The sequence below is a fragment of the Streptomyces inusitatus genome (assembly GCF_014651115.1).
Lineage (GTDB): Bacteria > Actinomycetota > Actinomycetes > Streptomycetales > Streptomycetaceae > Streptomyces > Streptomyces amakusaensis.
This window is the reverse complement of sequence record NZ_BMWG01000002.1, coordinates 1-19,423: the sequence shown is the minus strand read 5'-3', so window position 1 is coordinate 19,423 and position 19,423 is coordinate 1. Positions and strand designations below refer to the sequence as shown.

Sequence of the window (19,423 nt, the reverse complement as noted above, 5' to 3'; positions counted from 1 at the left end):
AGACGCTATCGGGGGCGCGCGGATTCCGAGTGGGCCCCCGGGCCCATGACCGGGCGGCCGGGCGCCGCCTACCCTCGGGGCCGTGTACGCCACGCTGATCACCGCCGCCGTTCTGTGGGGCGCGGCCACCGGGCTGCTGGTGCCCCGTGCCGCGTACCGGCTCTCCGTCGAGCCCTCCCGGCCGTGGCGGGACGGCTGCCCGGACGGACACCCCTTCACCGGCCCGGCGCGCGGCTGGCTCGGCGGGGCGCGCTGCCCCGAGTGCCGGGTACGGGTCGGCGCGAGGCCCGCGCAGACCGGTGCGGGTACGGAGCCGGGCCCGCGGGTCGCGAAGGGGGCCGGAGCGGGAGCCGTCCCGGCCGTCACCGCGCTGGTCTGCGCGGCGCTCGCCGCCGCCACCGGCGCGCGCCCCGAACTGGCGGTGTGCCTGCTGCTCACGCCCTTCGCCGTGCTGCTCGCCCTCGTCGACCGGCGGGTGCACCGGCCCCCCGACCGGCTCACCCTGCCGCTCGCGGCGCCCGCCGCCGGCCTGCTGGGCCCGGCGGCGCTGCTGCCGGGCGCGGCAGGCTCCTGGCCGGGCGCGCTGCTGGGCGGCGCGGCCCTCGGCGCGGTCTACTTCGCGCTCTTCCTGATCCATCCGGACGGGATGGGCTTCGGCGATGTGAAACTCGCGCTCTCGCTCGGGGTGGTGCTGGGCTGGTACGGCTGGAGCGTGCTGTTCGCCGGGGCCTTCGCCGGGTTCCTGTTCGGTTCGGTGTACGGGCTGGGGCTGATGCTCCTGGGCCGCGCGGGGCGCGGGACCGCGATCCCCTTCGGCCCGTTCATGATCGCGGGCGCGCTGGCCGGAGTCCTCGCGGGCGGTCTCGCGGCAGGCTGACCGGGACCTGCCCCGGCTGACGAGTTATCACAGATAGAGTCCAGATGTATGCGGACATTTACTGACAACTCGGTGGCTCGGCGCGGCGCACCGCGCACCCCTCCGACGCCGCAGCCCCCACCCCCGAACCCCCGGACCCTCCCCGCCGCCCTCCTCCCCTGGAGCTGGGCGGCGGTCCTCTTCGCGCTCTACGCCACCGTCGCCGTACGCCGCCACACCCTCCTCCGCACCACCGGCTACGACCTCGGCATCTTCGAACAGGCCGTCCGCGCCTACGCCCACCTCAGACCCCCGGTCGTCCCCCTGCGCGGCGACGGCTTCAACCTCCTCGGCGACCACTTCCACCCCGCGCTCGCCCTCCTCGCCCCCCTCTACCGGCTCTGGCCCTCCCCGCTCTGCCTCCTCCTCGCCCAGTCCGCGCTGCTCGCCGTCGCCGCCGTGCCGCTCGTCTCCTGGGCCGGGAGCGCCCTCGGCCGCCGCGGCGCCCACGCCGTCGCCCTCGCCTACGGGCTCAGCTGGGGCATCGCCTCCGCCGCCGCCTTCGACTTCCACGAGGTCGCCCTCGCCGTACCGCTGCTCTCCTTCGCCGCCGTCGCGCTCGGACAGCGCCGCTGGCGCGCGGCGGTGGCCTGGGCCGCCCCCCTCGTCCTCGTCAAGGAGGACCTGGGTCTTACGCTCGCCGCGCTCGGCTGCGTCATCGCCTGGAAGGGCCCCCGCCGCCTCGGCACGCTCACCGCGGCGGCCGGGCTGCTCGCCTCCGCCGTCCAGATCAAACTGCTGCTGCCCGCGCTCAACCCGGCCGGCGGCTACGCCCACGGCGGCAACCTCGACGACGGGGCCCACGCCTCCCCGCTCGCCGCCATCGCCCTCGCCCCGCTGGACGCGCTGCGGCCCGACATCAAGGCCATGACGCTCATCCTGGTCTTCGCGCCCTCCGCGCTGCTCGCCCTGCGCTCACCGCTGGCGCTGCTCGCCGTCCCCACCCTCGGCTGGCGGATGCTCTCGCAGAACGGCTTCCACTGGGGCACCTCCTTCCACTACAGCGCCGTGCTGATGCCCCTCGTCGTCGCCGGGCTCATCGACGCGCTCCGGCCCTGGCGGCGGGAGGCCCATCCGCTCGGCGCCCGCCAGATCCGCGCCACCCTGACCACGGCCCTGGCGGTGACGCTCGTACTGCTGCCGTCCTTCCCCCTCGCCCAGCTTGCCCAGCGCGCCACCTGGCGCACCACCGGGCACATCGAGGCGGCCCGCGCGCTGCTCGCGCGGATCCCCGACGGCGCGAGCGTCGCGGCCTCCAACCGGCTGGTACCCCAGCTGACCTCGCGCTGCGAGGTGGTCCTCTTCCCGGCCTACCCGGTCGACGCCAGGCTCCACGGCCCCGGCGAAGGCGACGGCCAGGGCCCCGGCGACGGCGACGCGCGGAAAAAGCTGCCGCGCCCGACCGCCGAGTGGATCATCCACGACAGCCAAGCGCCCGAGGCCTGGCCGTACCGTACGGGCCACTGGCCCTACCCGGCCGGACAGCAGGCCGCCGAGCTGGCCGCCGCCGAGGACTCGTACGGCTACCGCCGTATCGCCCACCGCGACGGCATCACCCTGCTCCGCCGCGACCCGGAGCCGGGGAAGCCAGGAGGGTACGGGGGACGAATTCCGTCCGCCATGGCGGGCTTTCCCGGCGGAGATGGTGTACTGGCGAAAAGGTAAGTGCTGACACACCCGGAGGAGTTGCCGTGGCCAAGATCAAGCCGTCCTATCACTGTGGCCTGGACGCGGCGGTGGACGTCGTCGGCGGAAAGTGGAAGCCGCTCATTCTCTGGGCGCTCAACGATGCGGGGACCCTCCGCTTCGGCGAGCTGAGGCGCTCCGTGCCCGGAGTCAGCGAGAAGATGCTGATTCAGCAGCTGCGTGAGCTGGAGGCGGACGGCGTGGTGCACCGCGAGGTCTACCGGGAGGTCCCGCCGAGGGTCGAGTACTCCCTCACGGAACTGGGCCAGGCGCTGAACACCGCGCTGGAGCCGCTCGGGGACTGGGGAGCCGCCTTCATGCAGGAGATCATCGCCAACAAGACCAAGGAAGCCGAGGCCGAGGCCGCGGCCTGACCTGCGGCCGGGGCAGGTCGTCCGGCCGCCCGTCCGGTCGTCCGTCCGGTCGTCCCGCCGGGCCCCGCGCCGCCCCCGGACCGTCAACCGGGCGCATCCGGTCCGGTTCACCCTTCGGGGGGACGGCTCCGGCGACACGCCCGGTCCGGAATCCCTTGGGCCGTCTGCCCCCGCCGTCTGTGTCCGGCCATTCGCGGACTCCGCGACACGCCCCCGCTCCCGGGTGGCGCGCGCCACGACCTGCGAAGCGTTATGGTGGAAACCCCCCCTCGGGCCGGTCCGTATCCCCCCCCACGGACCGGCCCGTTTTCTTTCCCGGGCACACCGGGCCCCCTCCCGGGCGGGCTCTCAGCCCCGGCGGGCCCAGATGTTCGCACCCTCGGTGTCCACCGCGAAGACATCGATCTCCGCCAGCTCCGCCGAACTCAGCGGAGCCCCCGCCAGCGCCGCCACATTCTCCTCAAGCTGCGCCACGCTCGACGCGCCGATCAGCGCGGAGGTCATCCTCGGATCCCGCAGCACCCAGCTGAGCGCCAGCTGCGCCAGCGACTGCCCCCGCCCCGCCGCGATGTCGTTCAGCCCGTTCAGCCGGCGCACCACGTCCTCCGAGAGCAGCCCCGGGTCCAGCGACTTGCCCTGGCTGGCCCGCGAGCCCTCCGGGATCCCCCGGAGGTACTTCCCGGTGAGGACCCCCTGCGCCAGCGGCACATAGGCGATGCACCCCATGCCCGCCGTCTCCAGGGTGTCCAGCAGCCCGTCCTCCTCGGTCCACCGGTTGATCATCGAGTACGAGGGCTGATGGATCAGGGCGGGCACCCCCATCTCGCGCAGCAGCCGCGCCGCCTCGGCGGTCTGCTCCGAGGTGTACGAGGAGACACCGGCGTACAGCGCCTTCCCCTGCTTCACGGCCGAGGCCAGCGCCCCCATCGTCTCCTCCAGCGGAGTGTGGGGGTCGAAGCGGTGGGAGTAGAAGATGTCGACGTAGTCCAGACCCATCCGCTTCAGCGAGGCGTCCAGCGAGGACAGCAGATACTTCCGGGAGCCCCATTCGCCGTAGGGGCCCGGGTGCATCAGATAGCCCGCCTTGGTCGAGATGATCAGCTCATCGCGGTAGGGGGCGAAATCCTGGGCGAAGAGCTTGCCGAAATTCAGCTCGGCCGATCCGGGCGGCGGCCCGTAATTGTTCGCGAGGTCGAAATGGGTGACCCCGAGATCGAAGGCGCGGCGCAGGATCGCCCGCTGAGAGACAAGGGTGCGGTCGTCGCCGAAGTTGTGCCAGAGACCGAGCGAGATCGCCGGAAGGCGCAGGCCGGAGCGGCCGGAGCGGCGGTACTCCATCGAGTCGTAGCGGTCGGCGGAAGCGAGATATACAGAGGGATCAGTCACACATCCCTCCTTATCACGGACTTGTGACATACCGGGTTGGGCCGTCGTGGCCGGTGAGCAGTAGTGTTGCGGCTTCAGGGGAAGCCGAACGGCGCGGGAGACCGCCGCCCGTCCCCGGCCGGGCCGCCCGGTGCCGGGCCCCGGACGCGCCGCCGGTGGCACGCCGCCCGGGAGCGGACCCCGGTCAGCCGATCCACGAGCCCCCGCCCCGGTCCCCGTACTCCGGGCACCCCGGCGGGCGAGCCCTTACAGACGAGCGCGAACAGAACCGAGAGGTGGACTCCGTGAACCTGCGTGACCTGGTGTACAGGCTTTACGCACGCCGGGTGGAAGGCCGACTGGACCACACCCAGGTGCCCAAGCACATCGGAGTCATCCTCGACGGCAACCGCCGCTGGGCCAAGGCCTCGGGCAGCTCGCCCGAGGCGGGCCACAAGGCCGGGGCGAGCAAGATCCAGGAGCTGCTCGGCTGGTGCGCCGAGTCCGAGGTCGAGGTCGTCACGCTCTGGATGCTCTCCACCGACAATCTGGACCGCCCCGAGAAGGAGCTGGTCCCCCTCCTCGGCATCATCGAGGACGCCGTGCGCGCGCTCGCCGCCGACGGCCGCTGGCGGGTGCACCACGTCGGCACCATGGATCTGCTGCCCGCCCGCACCCAGGCCGTGCTGAAGGAGGCCGAACAGGCCACCCACGACCACACCGGCATACTCATCAACGTCGCCGTCGGCTACGGCGGCCGCCAGGAGATCGCCGACGCGGTCCGCTCGCTGCTGCTGGAGCACGCCCAGAAGGGGACCAGCTTCGAGGAGCTGGCCGAGATCGTCGACGTCGAGCACATCTCCGAGCACCTTTACACCAGGGGCCAGCCCGACCCCGATCTGGTCATCCGCACCAGCGGCGAGCAGCGGCTGTCCGGTTTCATGCTCTGGCAGAGCGCCCACTCCGAGTACTACTTCTGCGAAGTCTTCTGGCCCGCCTTCCGCAAGGTCGACTTCCTGCGCGCGCTGCGCGACTACGCCGCCCGGCACCGGCGTTACGGCAGCTGAACAGCGCCGCCGCCGAACCGGTCTCTCACTGTTCATCCAGGTGTGGCCCCACGCCGTGGCATGGCCGCGGGTGTTCGAGGGAATATCCCTTCCAGGTCGACGTCCGATCCACGAACGTCGTTTCTCAGTGAGTGGCGGGTGCCACTCACCCGGGAGGCCCTTTGCACACGAAGGAACGCACCCCCAGTGCGGACCGCGCGGAGGGCCGGTGCTCGGCCCACGCATCGTGGCCTGAAGCCCGGCTCCTCCCCCGCCTCCGGCGGGGAGGTCCCCTGCCGTGTCGCGGCGGGGAGACCATCTGGCCCGCGACGGCGTCGCACCGCCGACCTCATCCGAGGGGGTACGTCCTTCCGTGGTGAACAGCTCAAAGCGCCGACTGCCCGACAGGCGCACTTACGTTCTCGACACCAGCGTCCTGCTGGCCGATCCGAACGCCCCGACCCGATTCGACGAGCACGAAGTCGTGCTGCCGATCGTGGTCATCACGGAGCTGGAGGCCAAGAGGCACCATCCGGAACTGGGTTACTTCGCCCGGCAGGCGCTGCGCCTGCTGGACGACTTCCGCATCCGGCACGGTCGCCTGGACGCCCCCATCCCGCTGGGCGATCTCGGCGGCACCCTCCGCGTCGAACTCAACCACTCCGATCCGGCGCTCCTCCCGGCCGGCTTCAGACTGGGCGACAACGACTCGCGGATTCTGGCGGTGGCGAGAAACCTCCAGGCCGAGGGGTACGACGTGACCGTCGTCTCCAAGGACCTGCCGCTGCGCATCAAGGCCTCGTCCGTCGGCCTGCTGGCCGAGGAGTACCGGGCGGAGCTGGCCATCACCGACTCCGGCTGGACCGGTATGGCCGAGCTGTCGCTCTCGGCCGAGGAGGTGGACCAGCTCTACAGCGAGGAGAGGGTCTACACCCCCGAGGCGGACGGGCTGCCCGTGCACACCGGGCTCGTCCTCCAGTCCGAGCGCGGCAAGGCCCTCGGCCGGGTCACCGCCGAGGGCGGCGTCCGGCTGGTCCGGGGGGACCGCGAGGCCTTCGGGATCCACGGCCGCAGCGCCGAGCAGCGCATCGCGCTCGATCTGCTGCTCGATCCGGACGTCGGCATCGTCTCCCTCGGCGGCCGGGCCGGCACCGGCAAGTCCGCGCTCGCGCTCTGCGCCGGCCTGGAAGCGGTGCTGGAGCGTCAGCAGCACCAGAAGGTGATGGTCTTCCGGCCGCTGTACGCGGTGGGCGGGCAGGAGCTGGGCTATCTCCCCGGCACCGAGGCCGAGAAGATGAGCCCCTGGGCGCAGGCGGTCTTCGACACCCTCTCGGCCGTGGCGGGCCGCGAGGTCATCGAGGAGGTGCTCGGGCGCGGGATGCTCGAAGTCCTGCCGCTCACCCATATCCGGGGCCGCTCGCTCCATGACGCCTTCGTCATCGTCGACGAGGCCCAGTCCCTGGAGCGGAACGTCCTGCTGACGGTCCTCTCCCGGGTCGGGGCCAACTCCAGGGTCGTACTGACCCATGATGTGGCACAGCGGGACAATCTGCGCGTGGGCCGGTACGACGGAGTCGTCGCCGTGGTCGAGAAGTTGAAGGGGCATCCGCTGTTCGCGCATGTCACCCTCACCCGCTCCGAGCGCTCGCAGATCGCCGCACTGGTGACCGAAATGCTGGAGGACGGTCAGATTTAATACGACAGCCGACCGGCCGACAGCAGGCCGACACGGCAGGCGCCGCCCCGCGAAGCGCAGAAGCGTAGTGGGGCGGCGCTGTGTTGGGGGGGCTTTCCCGGCGAACTCCTCCACCAAGTGGGTGTGAGCTATCCCACGCAACGAAGAATTGCCTTGCGGTGGCCGGTTCCGGCAGAGTCTTGCTTCCGTCAGGCCCCGCATACGACACAACTGCACCACCCCTTGGTGCGCGAGCAACACCGAACAACTCCATACGTGTCGTCGTGTGCCGCCCGCAAGCTGTATCGGCCACTCCCCCAGGGGAGTTGACCACGGGCCAGCGCCTCCTGTGACCCAACGCAGTGGGAGGCCAGTGCCAGGGGCACGATTCGTCCGCGGGGTCACCTGTGCGGGCGATGCTGGAAGGAAACCGTGTGAGCCGGATCTCGGTCCGGGGATTCGCCGTGGCATCCGCCACCGCGGTCACCACCGTCGGAGCCGTCGTCGGCGTTGCCTCGGGCAACCCTCAGTCGCCGAACGACAACCTTGAAACGACCGCCGCCGACGCGACCCTCATCGCCGACATACCCATGGGCCAGCAGGCCCAGGTGCAGGTCGCCTCGCTGACGGAGCAGGCGGACGCACAGGCCGCCGTCGCCGACGCCTCCGCCAAGAAGGCCGCCGAGGAGGACGCCCGCGTCCAGGCCGCCAAGACCGCGAAGGCGAAGAAGGCCGCCGCCGACGCCAAGGTCGAGCAGGAGCGCGAGGCCAAGGAGAAGGCGGAGAAGGAGAAGGCGGAGAAGGAGCGCGAGGCCAAGGAGAAGGCCGAGCGCGCCAGCCGTGACGCCGAGCGCGACACCGCTTCCGACTCCTCCGTCGGCACCGCCAGCTTCACCGCCAAGGGCTCGTACACGGTCGCCGAGGTCAAGGCGATCGCCCGGCAGATCGTCCCCGCCGGTCAGTTCCAGTGCTTCAGCAATATCGTGCAGCACGAGTCCACCTGGAACTACCAGGCCCAGAACCCGTCCTCGGGCGCGTACGGCCTGGTCCAGGCGTACCCCGGCTCGAAGATGTCCTCGGTGGGCGCGGACTGGCGCACCAACCCCGCGACCCAGATCAAATGGGGTCTCAACTACATGAACGAGCGGTACGACAGCCCCTGTGGCGCCTGGTCGTTCTGGCAGGCCAACCGCTGGTACTAGAGACCGTTCGGCTGCTTAGACGGAGCCCCTCGCCGTGAAAACGGTGAGGGGCTCCGTTGCGTGTACCGTCTTTGCTCCCGGAGGGCGTCGGACTCCGGCGGACGCGCACTGGGGGAAGAGGAAGAACCATGGCAAGACTGCCCGGCTGGCTCGCCGATCTGGGGGCCGGGCTTACCCGGATCTCGCGGCGCATCGAAGAGGGCCGCGACGACAGGGACAGAGACCGGGACAGAGATCGGGACGAGGGCGGGGAGCGGCGACCTCCGGCCGCCGACCCGGTTCCGGGCGACGGCGAGAGCGCCGCACCCCAGAGCGTTCCCGTGCCCCCCGCGTACGCCCCCGCGATCGCGCCCCGCCCGGAGCCCGTCGCGGTCATCCCCTGGGGGATGCGGGTCGCGGCCGAGGCCGGCTGGCGGCTGCTGGTGCTGGCGGGCACGCTCTGGGTGCTGATGCGGGTCATCGGCGAGATCCAGTTGGTGGTGCTGGCCTTCACCGCGGCGCTGCTGATCACCGCGCTGCTCCAGCCCACCGTGGCACGGCTGAGACGGCTGGGTCTGCCGCGCGGGCTCGCCACCGCCGTCACGGCGGTCGCCGGCTTCGTCATCATGGGCCTGGTCGGCTGGTTCGTCGTCTGGCAGGTGATGGACAATCTCGACGATCTCTCCGCCCGGGTCAGGGACGGCATCGAGGAACTGAAGCGCTGGGTGCTGAACAGTCCCTTCCATGTCACCGAGAGCCAGATCAGCGGCATCGCCGAGAATCTCAGCGAGACCATCGGCACCAACACCGAGGAGATCACCTCCGCCGGACTCCAGGGCGTCTCCGTGATGGTGGAGGTCCTCACCGGGATACTGCTGGCGATGTTCTCGGTGCTCTTTCTGCTCTACGACGGAAAGCGCATCTGGGAGTGGACGCTCAAGCTGGTCCCGGCCCAGGCCCGGGGCGGCGTCGCCGGAGCGGGCCCGCGCGCCTGGCGCACCCTGACCGCCTATGTGCGGGGCACGGTGATCGTCGCCCTGATCGACGCCATCTTCATCGGCCTCGGCATCTACTTCCTCGATGTCCCGATGGCCGTGCCGCTCGCCGTCTTCATCTTCCTGTTCGCCTTCATCCCGCTGGTCGGCGCGGTCATGTCGGGCGCGCTCGCGGTGGTCGTCGCCCTGGTCACCCAGGGGGTGTTCACCGCGCTGATGGTCCTGGTCGTGGTGCTCGCCGTACAGCAGATCGAGGGCCATGTGCTCCAGCCGTTCATCCTCGGCCGGGCGGTCCGGGTGCATCCCCTCGCGGTCGTCCTCTCGGTCGCGGTGGGCGGTGTGACCGCCGGGATCGGCGGCGCGGTGGTGGCGGTGCCGCTGGTCGCGGTCACCAACACGGTCGTCGGCTATCTCCGCGCGTACGTCAAGGAGGAGGCGGTGCGCCGCACCCCGCCGCCGCACGGCGCGACCTCCCTGGACGCCTCCCCCCTGGCCCCCGTCGGCGACGAGCCCGCGCCCCGGCCCGTCGAGCGGTCCGCCCGGCCCGAGGGGGACGCGTGATATCCGAGCCCGAACTGACCGGCGAGGACGGCGAACCGCTGAAGTGGTCCGGGCCCTCCGTCCCGGGCCGCCACGGCGACGACCGGTACGACCGGTACGACGACCGGGACATGGACGGAGACGAGAGCCCCGGCGAGGAGCCCGAACCCTCCGCATCCGGCCACCCGCGTCCGCGGAAGTGGCTGTGGGCGCTCGGCGGCGCGGTCACCGCCTCGGCGCTCTGGGCGGCCGGACTGTACGCGTACGGGGAGCGCGAGCCGGACGTCGGGAAGTACCGGACGAGTGAGGACCTCTGTCGGGACGCCGAGCTGACGGCGGTCAATGTCGCCTTCGGGCGGACGCAGACGGGCAACCCCAGGAGCCACGAGGACCCCGCGATGGACCACGCCATCTGCTGGCTCGAATTCGAGACCCCGGAGAGTCACTCCTCGGTCGAGACCGTGTCGGGCGATGTCTCGATCAGCTACACCCTGCACCGCAGGACCGACCCGGGACCGCAGTTCGACGCGGCCCTCGCCCTGGAGTACGTCTTCATGGACGAGGACGTCAAGAAGGTCCCGGTCGACGGGCTGGGCGAGCGCGCCTTCTTCGTCGAGCCCGAGGGGGTGAGCCTGCCCGAGCTCCAGGTGCTGGACGGCCAGGCCGTGCTCTCCATGCACATCAACCTCCCGACGAACGAGAACGGCGAACCCGTCGACCCCAAGCCGAAGCAGGTCGCCACGGTCAAGGAGGTCCTCGTCGACGACATGCGGGCCCTGATGGCCAAGCTCCAGAGCTGACCGGTCACCGCGGCCGACCGGTCACCGCCGGGCGGGCAGGCCCCAGAGGCGTTCGAGAGCCTCGTCGGTCAGCACATCGGCGGGCGGACCCGAGTCCAGCAGCCGCCCTTCGTGCAGCAGCAGACAGTGGTCCGCCCGCCGCGCCGCCGTCAGATCGTGAGTGGCCTGTACGACGGTGACGCCCTGGGCCGTCACCTCGGCGAGCACCTCGGCGATGATCCGCCGGGCCGCCTCGTCCAGCCCGGTGACCGGCTCGTCCAGCAGCAGCAGATCCGCCTCCTGGGCGAGCCCCTGCGCCACCAGGGCCCGTTGGCGCTGCCCGCCGGACAGCTCGGCCAGCCTGCGGTCCGCGAGTGAGCCGATCCGCAGCCGTTCAAGGCAGCCCTCCACCACCGCCCGGTCCCGCGCCGAGGCCCGCCGCCACAGCCCGCGCCGACCCCACCGTCCCATCGCGACCGTGTCGCGGACGGTGATCGGCAGGGCGTCGGAGACGGCACTGCGCTGTACGACATAGGCGGGCCGCGCCCCGGTGCGATGGGTGACCGTCCCCGCCGTAACCGAGATCACACCCGCCACCGCGCCGAGCAGCGTCGACTTGCCCGAGCCGTTCGGCCCCACGACCGCCGTCGCCGCGAACGCCGGTATCACCGCGTCGAGTTGGGACAGCACCGGCCGGCCGGGATACCCCGCCGCCACGCCGTCGAGTGTCACCTGTCGCACCCCGGAAGCACCTCCACGCCTGATTGCACTGATAATCGTTTTCATCATAGGGTCCCGGTTCATGGAATGGTTGACGGGGCCCTTCGAGGTGACCTTTGTGCAGCGGGCGTTGTGGGGAGGCGTCCTCGTATCGCTGATCTGCGCGCTCGCCGGCACCTGGGTCGTACTGAGAGGCATGGCCTTCCTCGGCGACGCCATGTCGCACGGGATGCTGCCGGGTGTCGCCCTCGCCTCGCTGCTCGGCGGAAATCTGCTGGCCGGGGCCGCCGCCAGCGCCGCCGCCATGGCGCTGGGCGTCGGTGTGCTCGGCCGCTCGCCCCGGCTCTCCCAGGACACCGGCATCGGGCTGCTCTTCGTGGGGATGCTCTCCCTCGGCGTGATCGTCGTGTCCCGCTCGCAGTCCTTCGCCGTCGATCTGACCGGCTTCCTCTTCGGCGATGTGCTCGCCGTGCGGGAGAGCGACCTCGTCCAGCTGCTGATCGCGCTGGGCATCGCGCTCGCCGTCTCGGTCCTGGGCCACCGGCCCTTCGTCGCCCTCGCCTTCGACGAGCGGAAGGCCCACACCCTGGGGCTGCGGCCCCGCCTCGCGCACCTCGCGCTGCTCGGCCTCCTCACCCTGGCGATCGTCGCCTCCTTCCACATCGTGGGCACCCTGCTCGTCTTCGGACTCCTCATCGCGCCCCCGGCGACCGCACTGCCCTGGGCCCGCCGAATCCCGATGATCATGGCCGGGGCGGCCTGCACCGGAGTGAGTGCGACCTTCCTCGGACTGCTCCTCTCCTGGCATCTCGGCACCGCCGCCGGAGCCACGATCGCCGCCGTCGCGGTCCTCCAATTCCTGCTCTCCACGCTGGTCGCGGGCGCCCGCGACCGCCTGCCGAGGCTCCCCGAACCCACCGCCCCCCGCCCGTGAACGGCCCGCCCGGCCCACCCGGCCCGCCCAAGGGAGTACGGCCCACCGCCATGACCACTGCTTCGAAGACCGCCTCGGCGATCGCCCTCTCCGCCGTACTCGCCACCGCCCTGCTCATCTCCGGCTGCCAGAGCCCCGCCGCCGACCCCCCGGCCTCCGGGAAATCGGAAGCCCCGCACGGATACGTCGAAGGGGCCGAGGAGACGGCCGAGCGCCAGCCCCGGCTGGTGCTCGCCGACACCGCCACCGGCACCGTCGGCGTACTCGACCTGATCACCGGCGATCTCACCGGCGACCTCACCCCGGCGGGCCGGACCGCACCCGTCCGGGCCCTGTTCACCGACGGACGGTTCGCCTACGCCGCCACCCGCGCGGGCGCCCATGTCATCGACGGCGGCGGCTGGACCGTCGACCACGGCGACCATGTCCACCACTACCGCGCGCCCGTCCGCCACCTCGGCGAGATCCGGGGAGAGCCACCGGCCCGCGTCCACGGCTCCACCGCCGTCACCTCGCTCTCCTCCGCCGACGGCACCACCCGCCTCCTCGACCGCGCCGCACTGGAGAAAGGCGAGGTCAAGGGCGAGACCGGCGAGGGCACCGCCCTCAAGAACCCGGCGGGCCCCGCCGTACCCCACAAGGACCACCTCGTCCTCGCGGGCACCGGCCCCGGCCGCGACGCCGTCGAGGTGCGCGGCGGCGACGGCGTACGGAAGACCGTCCTCGCCGAGAAGTGCGCGGAGCCGCGCGGCGCGGCCGTCACCCGACGGGGCGTCGTCCTCGGCTGCGCCGACGGAGCCCTCCTCGTCACCGTCACCGGCGAGAACGGCCGCCACACCGGAGTGCGGATCCCCTACGGCGAATCCGTCGAAGCGCCCCGCCGCGCCGACCGCTTCACCCACCGCCCCGGCAGCACCACCCTCACCGCCCGCGCGGGCCGCGACGCGGTCTGGGTCCTCGACGTCACCGCCCGCACCTGGACCCTGATCAAGACCGGCCCGGTCACCGCCGTCAACACGGCGGGCGAGGGCGCGCCCGTGCTCGCACTCGGCGAGGACGGCGTGCTCAGGGCCCATGACCCCGTCACCGGGAAGCGCACCGCCGAGCGGCGGATCCTCGCAGCGACGCGTACGGGGGACGCCGACGCCCCGCCGCCCGCCGTCGAGATCGACGCCGACCGCGCGTACATCAACGACACGGCCGCGAAGAAGATCCACGAGATCGACCACGGCGACGGCCTGCGGATCTCCCGCACCTTCACCCTCCCCTTCCCGCCCGCCCACATGGTGGAGACCGGCCGATGACCCCCCGTACCCCCCGTACCCCCTTCGCCCTCCTTCTCGCGGGCACTCTGCTGCTCGCCCTCGCAGGCTGCGCCCCCGGCGGCGAGGACCGGCCCAGCGTGGTCGTCACCACCAACATCCTCGGCGACATCACCCGCGAGATAGCGGGCGACGAGGCCGAGGTGACCGTACTGATGAGACCCGGGGCCGACCCGCATTCCTTCGGGGTCTCCGCCCAGGACGCCGCCCGCATCGAGCGCGCCGACCTCGTCGTCCACAACGGCCTCGGCCTGGAGGAGAACGTACTGCGCCATGTCGACGCCGCCCGCGAGGCGGGCGTACCCGTGCTCGCGGTCGGCGAGGCCGTCGACCCCGTCGACTACCGCTCCGACGCCATGGCCGGACAGCCCGACCCGCACTTCTGGACCGACCCGCACCGGGTCCGCAAGGCCGCCGGTCTCATCGCCGACCGGATCGCCGAGCACGCCGACGGCGTCGACACCGCCGCGATACGCGCCAACGCCGACGGCTACGACCGGGAACTCGCCGACCTCGCCCACTGGATGGGCGAGACCTTCGACGCGATCCCCGCCGACAAGCGCGCCCTGGTCACCAACCACCATGTCTTCGGCTATCTCGCCCAGCGCTACGGCTTCCGCGTCGTCGGAGCCGTCATCCCCAGCGGCACCACGCTCGCCTCGCCGAGCGCCTCCGACCTCAAATCCCTGGCCACCGCCGTCGAGAAGGCGGGTGTACGGGCGGTCTTCGCCGACTCCTCCCAGCCCGACCGGCTGGCCCGGGTGCTGAAGAGCGAGAGCGGGGTGGACGTCGAGATCGTCCCGCTCTTCTCCGAGTCCCTCACCGACGCACGCGGGGGAGCGCCCACCTACCTCGCCATGATGCGCGCCAACACCACGGCGATAGCCGACGGACTGACCTGATTCCCCAGAAAGGAACACCCCGCCATGAGAATCCCCCCGAGAACCCGGCGAACCCGGCGACTCGCCGGAGCCGCCGTCGTCCTCGCCACCGCCGTCTCGCTCACCGCGTGCGGCACGGAGGACAAGCCGTCCGCGAAGACCGAGGAGCCCAAGGCGTCCAAGGCCGCCGAGAAGATCAACAACCCGCTGGTCACCACGTACGACGGCGGTCTCCACCTCCTCGACGGCGACACCCTCGAACTCGCGAAGGACATCCCCCTCAAGGGATTCAACCGGGTCAACCCCGCCGGCGACGACCGCCATGTCCTGATATCCACCGCGACCGGCTTCCGCGCCCTGGACGCGGCGGGCGGCACCCTCACCGACATCGAGTTCCCCGGCGCCAAGCCCGGCCATGTCGTCCGCCACGCCGGCCGGACCGTCCTCTTCACCGACGGCACCGGCGACATCACCGCCTTCGACCCGAAGAAGCTGGCCGACGGAGCGCCCAGGACCGACATCCACCGCACCGGCTCCCCGCACCACGGAGTCGCCGTCGAGCTGGCCGACGGCCGGCTTCTCACCACCCTCGGCACCGAGGAGGAGCGCGTCGGCATCTCCGTACTCGGCAAGGACCGCGAGGAGATCGCCCGCAGCGAGAAGTGCCCCGGCGTCCACGGCGAGGCCACCGCCAAGGACGAGGCCGTCGTCATCGGCTGCGAGGACGGCGTCCTGATCTACCGCGACGGCAAGATCACCAAGGTCGACAGCCCCACCCCGTACGGCAGGATCGGCAACGTCGCCGGCTCCGACGAGTCCCCGATCGTCCTCGGCGACTACAAGAAGGACGCCGACGCCGAACTCGAACGCCCCGAGCAGATCTCCCTCATCGACACCCGCACCGGAAAGCTGCGCCTGGTCGACCTGGACAACACCAGCTACACCTTCCGCTCCCTCGCCCGGGGCCCGCACGGCGAGGCGCTCGTCCTCGGCACCGACGGCGCGATCCATGTCATCGACCCCGAGAAGGGCGAGGTCACCAAGGCGCTCCCCGTGATCGGCGCCTGGAAGGAGCCGCTGGACTGGCAGCGCCCCCGCCCCGCGATCTTCGTACGCGACCACACGGCCTATGTCTCCGACCCGGCCACCCGGAAGATCCACGCCATCGACGTCGAATCCGGCAAGAAGCTCGCCTCGGCGACCCTGCCGAAGCCGTCCAACGAGCTGAGCGGCGTCAAGCACTGACCCCTGAAACGACATCGGTCTCCGTACCCCCTCGTCAGGGGTACGGAGACCGATGTGATGTATGTACGTGCGAGCCTCAGCCCGCGAGCACGGCCTCGGCGTCGAGGGTCGCGCCCACGGCCTGCACCACGGCCGCGATCTTGAACGACTCCTGGATGACGTCCCGCTCGACCCCGGCCTTGCGGAGCACCTGCTCGTGCGAGTCCAGGCACTGGCCACAGCCGTTGACGGCCGACACCGCCAGCGACCACAGCTCGAAGTCGACCTTCTCCACACCCGGGTTGCCGATGACATTCATCCGCAGCCCGGCGCGCAGCGTGCCGTACTCCGGGTCCGACAGCAGGTGCCGCGTCCGGTAGAAGACGTTGTTCATCGCCATCACGGCCGCCGCCGCCTTCGCGGCGGTGTACGCCTCCGGCGTCAGGTTCGCCTTCGCCTCCGGCTCCAGCTCCCGCAGCACAATGGCGCTGCGCGAAGCGATCGCGGTGGCGAGAACCGTGCCCCACAGCTGCTGCTGCGAAAGCTTGTCATTGTTGCCGATGACCGAGCCCAGGTTCAGCTTCAGGTCCTTGGCATAGTCCGGCAGCGCGGACTTCAGAGCGTCGAGAGCCATGTGTCACTCACCGGCCAGCAGCGCGACCGGGTCCAGCGTCGTCTCGCCCTTGGTCCAGTTGCACGGGCACAGCTCGTCCGTCTGGAGCGCGTCCAGCACCCGCAGGACCTCCTTCGGGTTCCGGCCCACGGACCCGGCGGTCACCATCGTGAACTGAATCTCGTTGTTCGGGTCCACGATGAAGACGGCACGCTGCGCGAACCCGTCCTCACCCTCGATGCCCAGGTCGCGCATCAGCTCGTGCTTCGAGTCCGCCAGCATCGGGAAGGGCAGGTCACGCAGGTCCGCGTGGTCCTTGCGCCAGGCGTGGTGCACAAACTCCGAGTCCCCGGAGAATCCCAGCACCTGCGCGTCACGGTCGGCGAACTCGTCGTTCAGCTTGCCGAACGCGGCGATCTCGGTCGGGCACACGAAGGTGAAGTCCTTCGGCCACGCGAAGACGACCTTCCACTTGCCCTCGTAGGACTTGTGGGTGATGACCTCGAACTCCTTACCGGCCTCCAGGGAGACGCAGGCAGTGAGCTCGTAGGTGGGGAACTGGTCGCCGACAGTCAGCACAGTGTTACTCCTGGATGCATGAGGGTTTGGACAAAAGGAACCCTGTCATATCCGCGATCGTTGGTGAAATCGATCAATCGGGTCAATGTGATCAGGGGGCCCGATCAATCGGTCGGGGTCACCCCTGGGCCGTGCGGTAGCCCGATCGGATGGCCTCGCTTCTGATTCCGTACCCTCCTCGCGGTCGGCGAGTAGTACATACGGTCATGGGCCCTACTGCTGCCCGTGCAGCCAGCGGCGCACTGTTTCCTCCACGCCACAGAACCCGAGCGAAGAAGCGAGGTATGTCGATGGATTCGTCAGGCAGCACCGTGCCTGCGCGTAACTGGTATTTCAACCTGGTTTTGCAGGACATCATCACCGAGGAGCAGTCCGATGCGCTGGCGCAGGTGGCCGGCTTCCACGACGGGAGGATCTCGCTGGTCGAGTCCCCTGAGCGGTCGTGGTTCACATGCTCCTTCGAGGCCGAGACGCTGACTCGGGCCATCGCGGACGCCCTCGCCCGGTTCGAGGACTTTCCCGGAGTCCTGGTTCAGAGCGTCGAGCTGGACCCGATCTCCCTTGAGTACAACGAGATGACCACGCCGGCCGTGGTGAGACTGCCGGCGTAAGCGGAGGCCGAGCCATCGGCGCGCGTTCGCCGTAGCCGCCGCGCGGGCTACATCTCAGCGAAGAGGCTCGGGCCGGTGCACCCATTCTGTTTGGAGGATGCTGAAGACCTCGGAGTCACGCCAGCCGTCCCGGAGCAGAACGGTGTGCCGGTGCCGGCCCTCGTGGACCATGCCGAGCTTGCCCAGCACCCGGGCCGATGCCACATTGCGAGGATCACAGGTCGCGAAGATCCGGTGCAGCCCTGTCGACCCGAACCCTCTGCCGAGAAGTTCCCCGCCGATGGCTGTGCCCACGCCGCGACCCCACACCCGGGGATGGACGAGATAGGAGATCTCGCCCTGCCGGTGGGCCAGACTGCGAACCTTCAGTTCGCCGATACCGACGAGTTCACCGTCGAGGCAGCCCGCGTACACGAATCTCGTCCTCGGGGACTGTGACCGGGCATCCACCGCGCCCTGAACGAAGTCCCTTGTCTGTTCCTCGGTGTTCGGCCCCCATGCCTGGTAGCGGCAAGCCTCCGGAAGACTGGCGAAGGCATGTACGGAGTGACAGTCACCGACAACGAGTTCGCGCAGGGTTACCGAGGCTCTGATCACGAGCCGATCCTGTCAGGCCGGCGTCGCCGCACACCAGTACACAGGCCGCCGGGCTCCCGCACGATCAAGATTGCGGCCTTGTCGTGCGGCAACTCGTCGGGGTCGGCTCCTCGTGGTGGGGCGCTGTGGGGCAGCATGGGCCGATGACCTTCGATGAGCCACTGCCTCGCGAGGTGAAAGTCATCGATTCGTCCTCGCTGTTCAGACTGGAGGAGCGGGCGTGTGACCTCAGCCTGAACTCGCGACTGGACCCGGCGTGGGTGCGGGCGAATGCGGCGCCTGATGGCACCCATTATCTGTGGCCGACCCTGTGGAACAGCCTGTCCCACCGCCCGGACGTTCCACGCCAGCTGCGGTGCGAATTGTTGATCACTCTGCGGGCGGGAGACCGCGTGGTGAGCTGGCTGGACGTACTTCCCGAAGACTTCAGCCCACTGCCGAGGGTGACCTCACGCGAAGAAGGCATGAAGGTGGGCCAGCTCCTTGGCCGCGTTCCTTCGGCCAGGGAATGGCTGCTGCGGGAGGGTGAGGGACGGCTGTGACAGGCATCGCCGAAGGACGGGTGCGCATCCTGGCGGAGGCGTGTCATGTGTTCCTCGGCGGTTCGCCGGGACCGGGAGCCTTGAGGAGTGCCGACTGGCCGCGTTCGGACCCCCTCATGGCGACCTTAGACTCTGACGATGATCGAGATCCTCGACAATCTGGACATACTGTCCCGGCCGGACCTCGACCTCACGACTGTCGCGATGAGCGGCACAGCCCTGGGAGCGCCAGCCACCAGCGTTCCACGCCGGAGCATCGTCCAGGCCCAGTCCTCCGTAGTCGCCCGGTACTGCGGCGGGACCGACACCGACAGCGAGTACTACGCCACCGACGGGCGGCAGCTGACCCTCGACGAGGTCGTCAACCACGCTGCCCAGTCAGACGGATTCTTGTACTGCACCGACAAGCTCACCTACAAGGTTCGAGCAGGGACAGTCGTCGGCTTCGCGATCTACGGCCCGCATCTGTCCCACTTCGCCCACCTGACCTCGTACGAGGAACTCCTGGTTGCGTTCGGCAGACCCGACCGGACGCACGAAGACGAGGCATACGGCGACCTCATGGGCTACGACAACTACTACTGGGGCGCGCGGAAGCATGTGCGGTGGGACGCCTGGGACCACCGGATAAGCCTGATCAGCCTGGGTGCCTTCGAGGGAAACACGGGCCCGTGACCGTGGCTGGGTCGCGCCCTCACGCCCGCTTCCGGACCGCGACGATTCCCCCGGTCATGAGTTCTTCGATGACTTTGGCCACTTGGCTTCGGGTGAGGCCGGTGTTGTGGGCGAGGTCTTTGATGCGGTGTTCGGTGCGGTCGGTGAGGAGTTGGAGGAGGGGGAGTA

General features: G+C 70.5%; 21 protein-coding genes. 15 read left to right on the top strand and 6 right to left on the bottom strand.

The genetic code is table 11. From position 1 onward, the window contains the following. Positions 1-82 precede the first annotated feature (82 nt). The 3 genes from IE247_RS03820 to IE247_RS03810 are packed head-to-tail and all read left to right on the top strand — an operon-like array spanning position 83 to position 2,976. The gene (locus IE247_RS03820; RefSeq protein ID WP_190121454.1) at positions 83-877 is read left to right on the top strand and encodes a prepilin peptidase; all 795 of its coding nucleotides are present in this window, start codon (positions 83-85) and stop codon (positions 875-877) included. Between the two features lie 48 nt (positions 878-925). Then, positions 926-2,581 (top strand): DUF2079 domain-containing protein, encoded by a 1,656-nt coding sequence (locus tag IE247_RS03815; protein ID WP_190121453.1) that lies wholly within the window; start codon positions 926-928, stop codon positions 2,579-2,581. A 26-nt stretch (positions 2,582-2,607) separates the two neighbouring features. After that, complete coding sequence (locus tag IE247_RS03810) at positions 2,608-2,976, top strand: winged helix-turn-helix transcriptional regulator (protein WP_190121452.1); 369 nt, start codon at positions 2,608-2,610, stop codon at positions 2,974-2,976. A 348-nt stretch (positions 2,977-3,324) separates the two neighbouring features. Here IE247_RS03810 and mgrA read toward each other — a convergent pair whose 3' ends face one another. Continuing rightward, complete coding sequence (gene mgrA, locus IE247_RS03805) at positions 3,325-4,392, bottom strand: L-glyceraldehyde 3-phosphate reductase (protein ID WP_190121451.1); 1,068 nt, start codon at positions 4,390-4,392, stop codon at positions 3,325-3,327. Positions 4,393-4,646: 254 nt separating this feature from the next. On the opposite strand from mgrA, the gene IE247_RS03800 reads away from it, so the two are divergent. From IE247_RS03800 to IE247_RS03780, 5 genes are all read left to right on the top strand, one after another. Continuing rightward, the gene (locus tag IE247_RS03800) at positions 4,647-5,408 is read left to right on the top strand and encodes an isoprenyl transferase (protein WP_190121450.1); all 762 of its coding nucleotides are present in this window, start codon (positions 4,647-4,649) and stop codon (positions 5,406-5,408) included. Between the two features lie 352 nt (positions 5,409-5,760). After that, on the top strand, positions 5,761-7,083 hold the full coding sequence (gene phoH2, locus IE247_RS03795; RefSeq protein WP_190121449.1) for an RNA 5'-3' helicase PhoH2: 1,323 nt from the start codon (positions 5,761-5,763) through the stop codon (positions 7,081-7,083). Positions 7,084-7,496: 413 nt separating this feature from the next. Beyond that, entirely contained in the window at positions 7,497-8,264 is a 768-nt protein-coding gene (locus tag IE247_RS03790) for a lysozyme family protein (RefSeq protein WP_506005031.1), read from the top strand. Positions 8,265-8,392: 128 nt separating this feature from the next. Beyond that, positions 8,393-9,799: an AI-2E family transporter gene (locus tag IE247_RS03785; protein WP_190121447.1), complete on the top strand. Its 1,407-nt coding sequence runs from the start codon at positions 8,393-8,395 to the stop codon at positions 9,797-9,799. Then, positions 9,796-10,578 (top strand): hypothetical protein, encoded by a 783-nt coding sequence (locus tag IE247_RS03780; RefSeq protein WP_190121446.1) that lies wholly within the window; start codon positions 9,796-9,798, stop codon positions 10,576-10,578. Before IE247_RS03785 ends, IE247_RS03780 begins: the two co-directional genes overlap by 4 nt. A 21-nt stretch (positions 10,579-10,599) precedes the next feature. On the opposite strand, the gene aztA is transcribed toward IE247_RS03780, so the two are convergent. Beyond that, the gene (gene aztA, locus IE247_RS03775; RefSeq protein ID WP_373305499.1) at positions 10,600-11,343 is read right to left on the bottom strand and encodes a zinc ABC transporter ATP-binding protein AztA; all 744 of its coding nucleotides are present in this window, start codon (positions 11,341-11,343) and stop codon (positions 10,600-10,602) included. A 16-nt stretch (positions 11,344-11,359) separates the two neighbouring features. Between aztA and aztB the strand changes: the two genes are divergently transcribed. The 4 genes from aztB to aztD are packed head-to-tail and all read left to right on the top strand — an operon-like array spanning position 11,360 to position 15,659. Then, the gene (gene aztB / locus IE247_RS03770) at positions 11,360-12,211 is read left to right on the top strand and encodes a zinc ABC transporter permease AztB (RefSeq protein WP_190121444.1); all 852 of its coding nucleotides are present in this window, start codon (positions 11,360-11,362) and stop codon (positions 12,209-12,211) included. A gap of 50 nt (positions 12,212-12,261) precedes the next feature. Next, complete coding sequence (locus IE247_RS03765; RefSeq protein WP_190121443.1) at positions 12,262-13,515, top strand: hypothetical protein; 1,254 nt, start codon at positions 12,262-12,264, stop codon at positions 13,513-13,515. Next, on the top strand, positions 13,512-14,435 hold the full coding sequence (gene aztC / locus IE247_RS03760; protein WP_190121442.1) for a zinc ABC transporter substrate-binding protein AztC: 924 nt from the start codon (positions 13,512-13,514) through the stop codon (positions 14,433-14,435). Before IE247_RS03765 ends, aztC begins: the two co-directional genes overlap by 4 nt. Before the next feature lie 24 nt (positions 14,436-14,459). Next, a complete protein-coding gene (gene aztD, locus IE247_RS03755; protein WP_190121441.1) occupies positions 14,460-15,659 on the top strand; it encodes a zinc metallochaperone AztD in 1,200 nt (399 codons plus the stop codon). Between the two features lie 76 nt (positions 15,660-15,735). Here the strand turns inward: aztD and IE247_RS03750 are convergent, their stop codons facing one another. Together IE247_RS03750 and IE247_RS03745 are read right to left on the bottom strand one after the other, a co-directional pair. Continuing rightward, positions 15,736-16,272, bottom strand: a complete 537-nt coding sequence (locus tag IE247_RS03750) for an alkyl hydroperoxide reductase (RefSeq protein ID WP_190121440.1) — start codon at positions 16,270-16,272, stop codon at positions 15,736-15,738. Between the two features lie 3 nt (positions 16,273-16,275). Beyond that, on the bottom strand, positions 16,276-16,830 hold the full coding sequence (locus IE247_RS03745; RefSeq protein WP_190121439.1) for a peroxiredoxin: 555 nt from the start codon (positions 16,828-16,830) through the stop codon (positions 16,276-16,278). A gap of 284 nt (positions 16,831-17,114) precedes the next feature. Between IE247_RS03745 and IE247_RS03740 the strand changes: the two genes are divergently transcribed. Next, positions 17,115-17,441, top strand: coding sequence for a hypothetical protein (locus tag IE247_RS03740; protein WP_373305498.1), 327 nt, complete (start codon positions 17,115-17,117; stop codon positions 17,439-17,441). 54 nt (positions 17,442-17,495) lie between these two features. Here the strand turns inward: IE247_RS03740 and IE247_RS03735 are convergent, their stop codons facing one another. After that, positions 17,496-18,038, bottom strand: a complete 543-nt coding sequence (locus IE247_RS03735; RefSeq protein WP_229868605.1) for a GNAT family N-acetyltransferase — start codon at positions 18,036-18,038, stop codon at positions 17,496-17,498. 143 nt (positions 18,039-18,181) lie between these two features. Here IE247_RS03735 and IE247_RS03730 point away from each other — a divergent pair, with 143 nt between their 5' ends. Together IE247_RS03730 and IE247_RS03725 are read left to right on the top strand one after the other, a co-directional pair. Then, positions 18,182-18,580 (top strand): hypothetical protein, encoded by a 399-nt coding sequence (locus IE247_RS03730; protein WP_190121438.1) that lies wholly within the window; start codon positions 18,182-18,184, stop codon positions 18,578-18,580. Between the two features lie 138 nt (positions 18,581-18,718). Further along, positions 18,719-19,255, top strand: coding sequence for a hypothetical protein (locus IE247_RS03725; RefSeq protein WP_190121437.1), 537 nt, complete (start codon positions 18,719-18,721; stop codon positions 19,253-19,255). A gap of 19 nt (positions 19,256-19,274) precedes the next feature. Here the strand turns inward: IE247_RS03725 and IE247_RS34950 are convergent. Then, positions 19,275-19,423: helix-turn-helix domain-containing protein (locus IE247_RS34950; RefSeq protein WP_190121436.1), on the bottom strand; the 149-nt coding region annotated here is incomplete at its 5' end.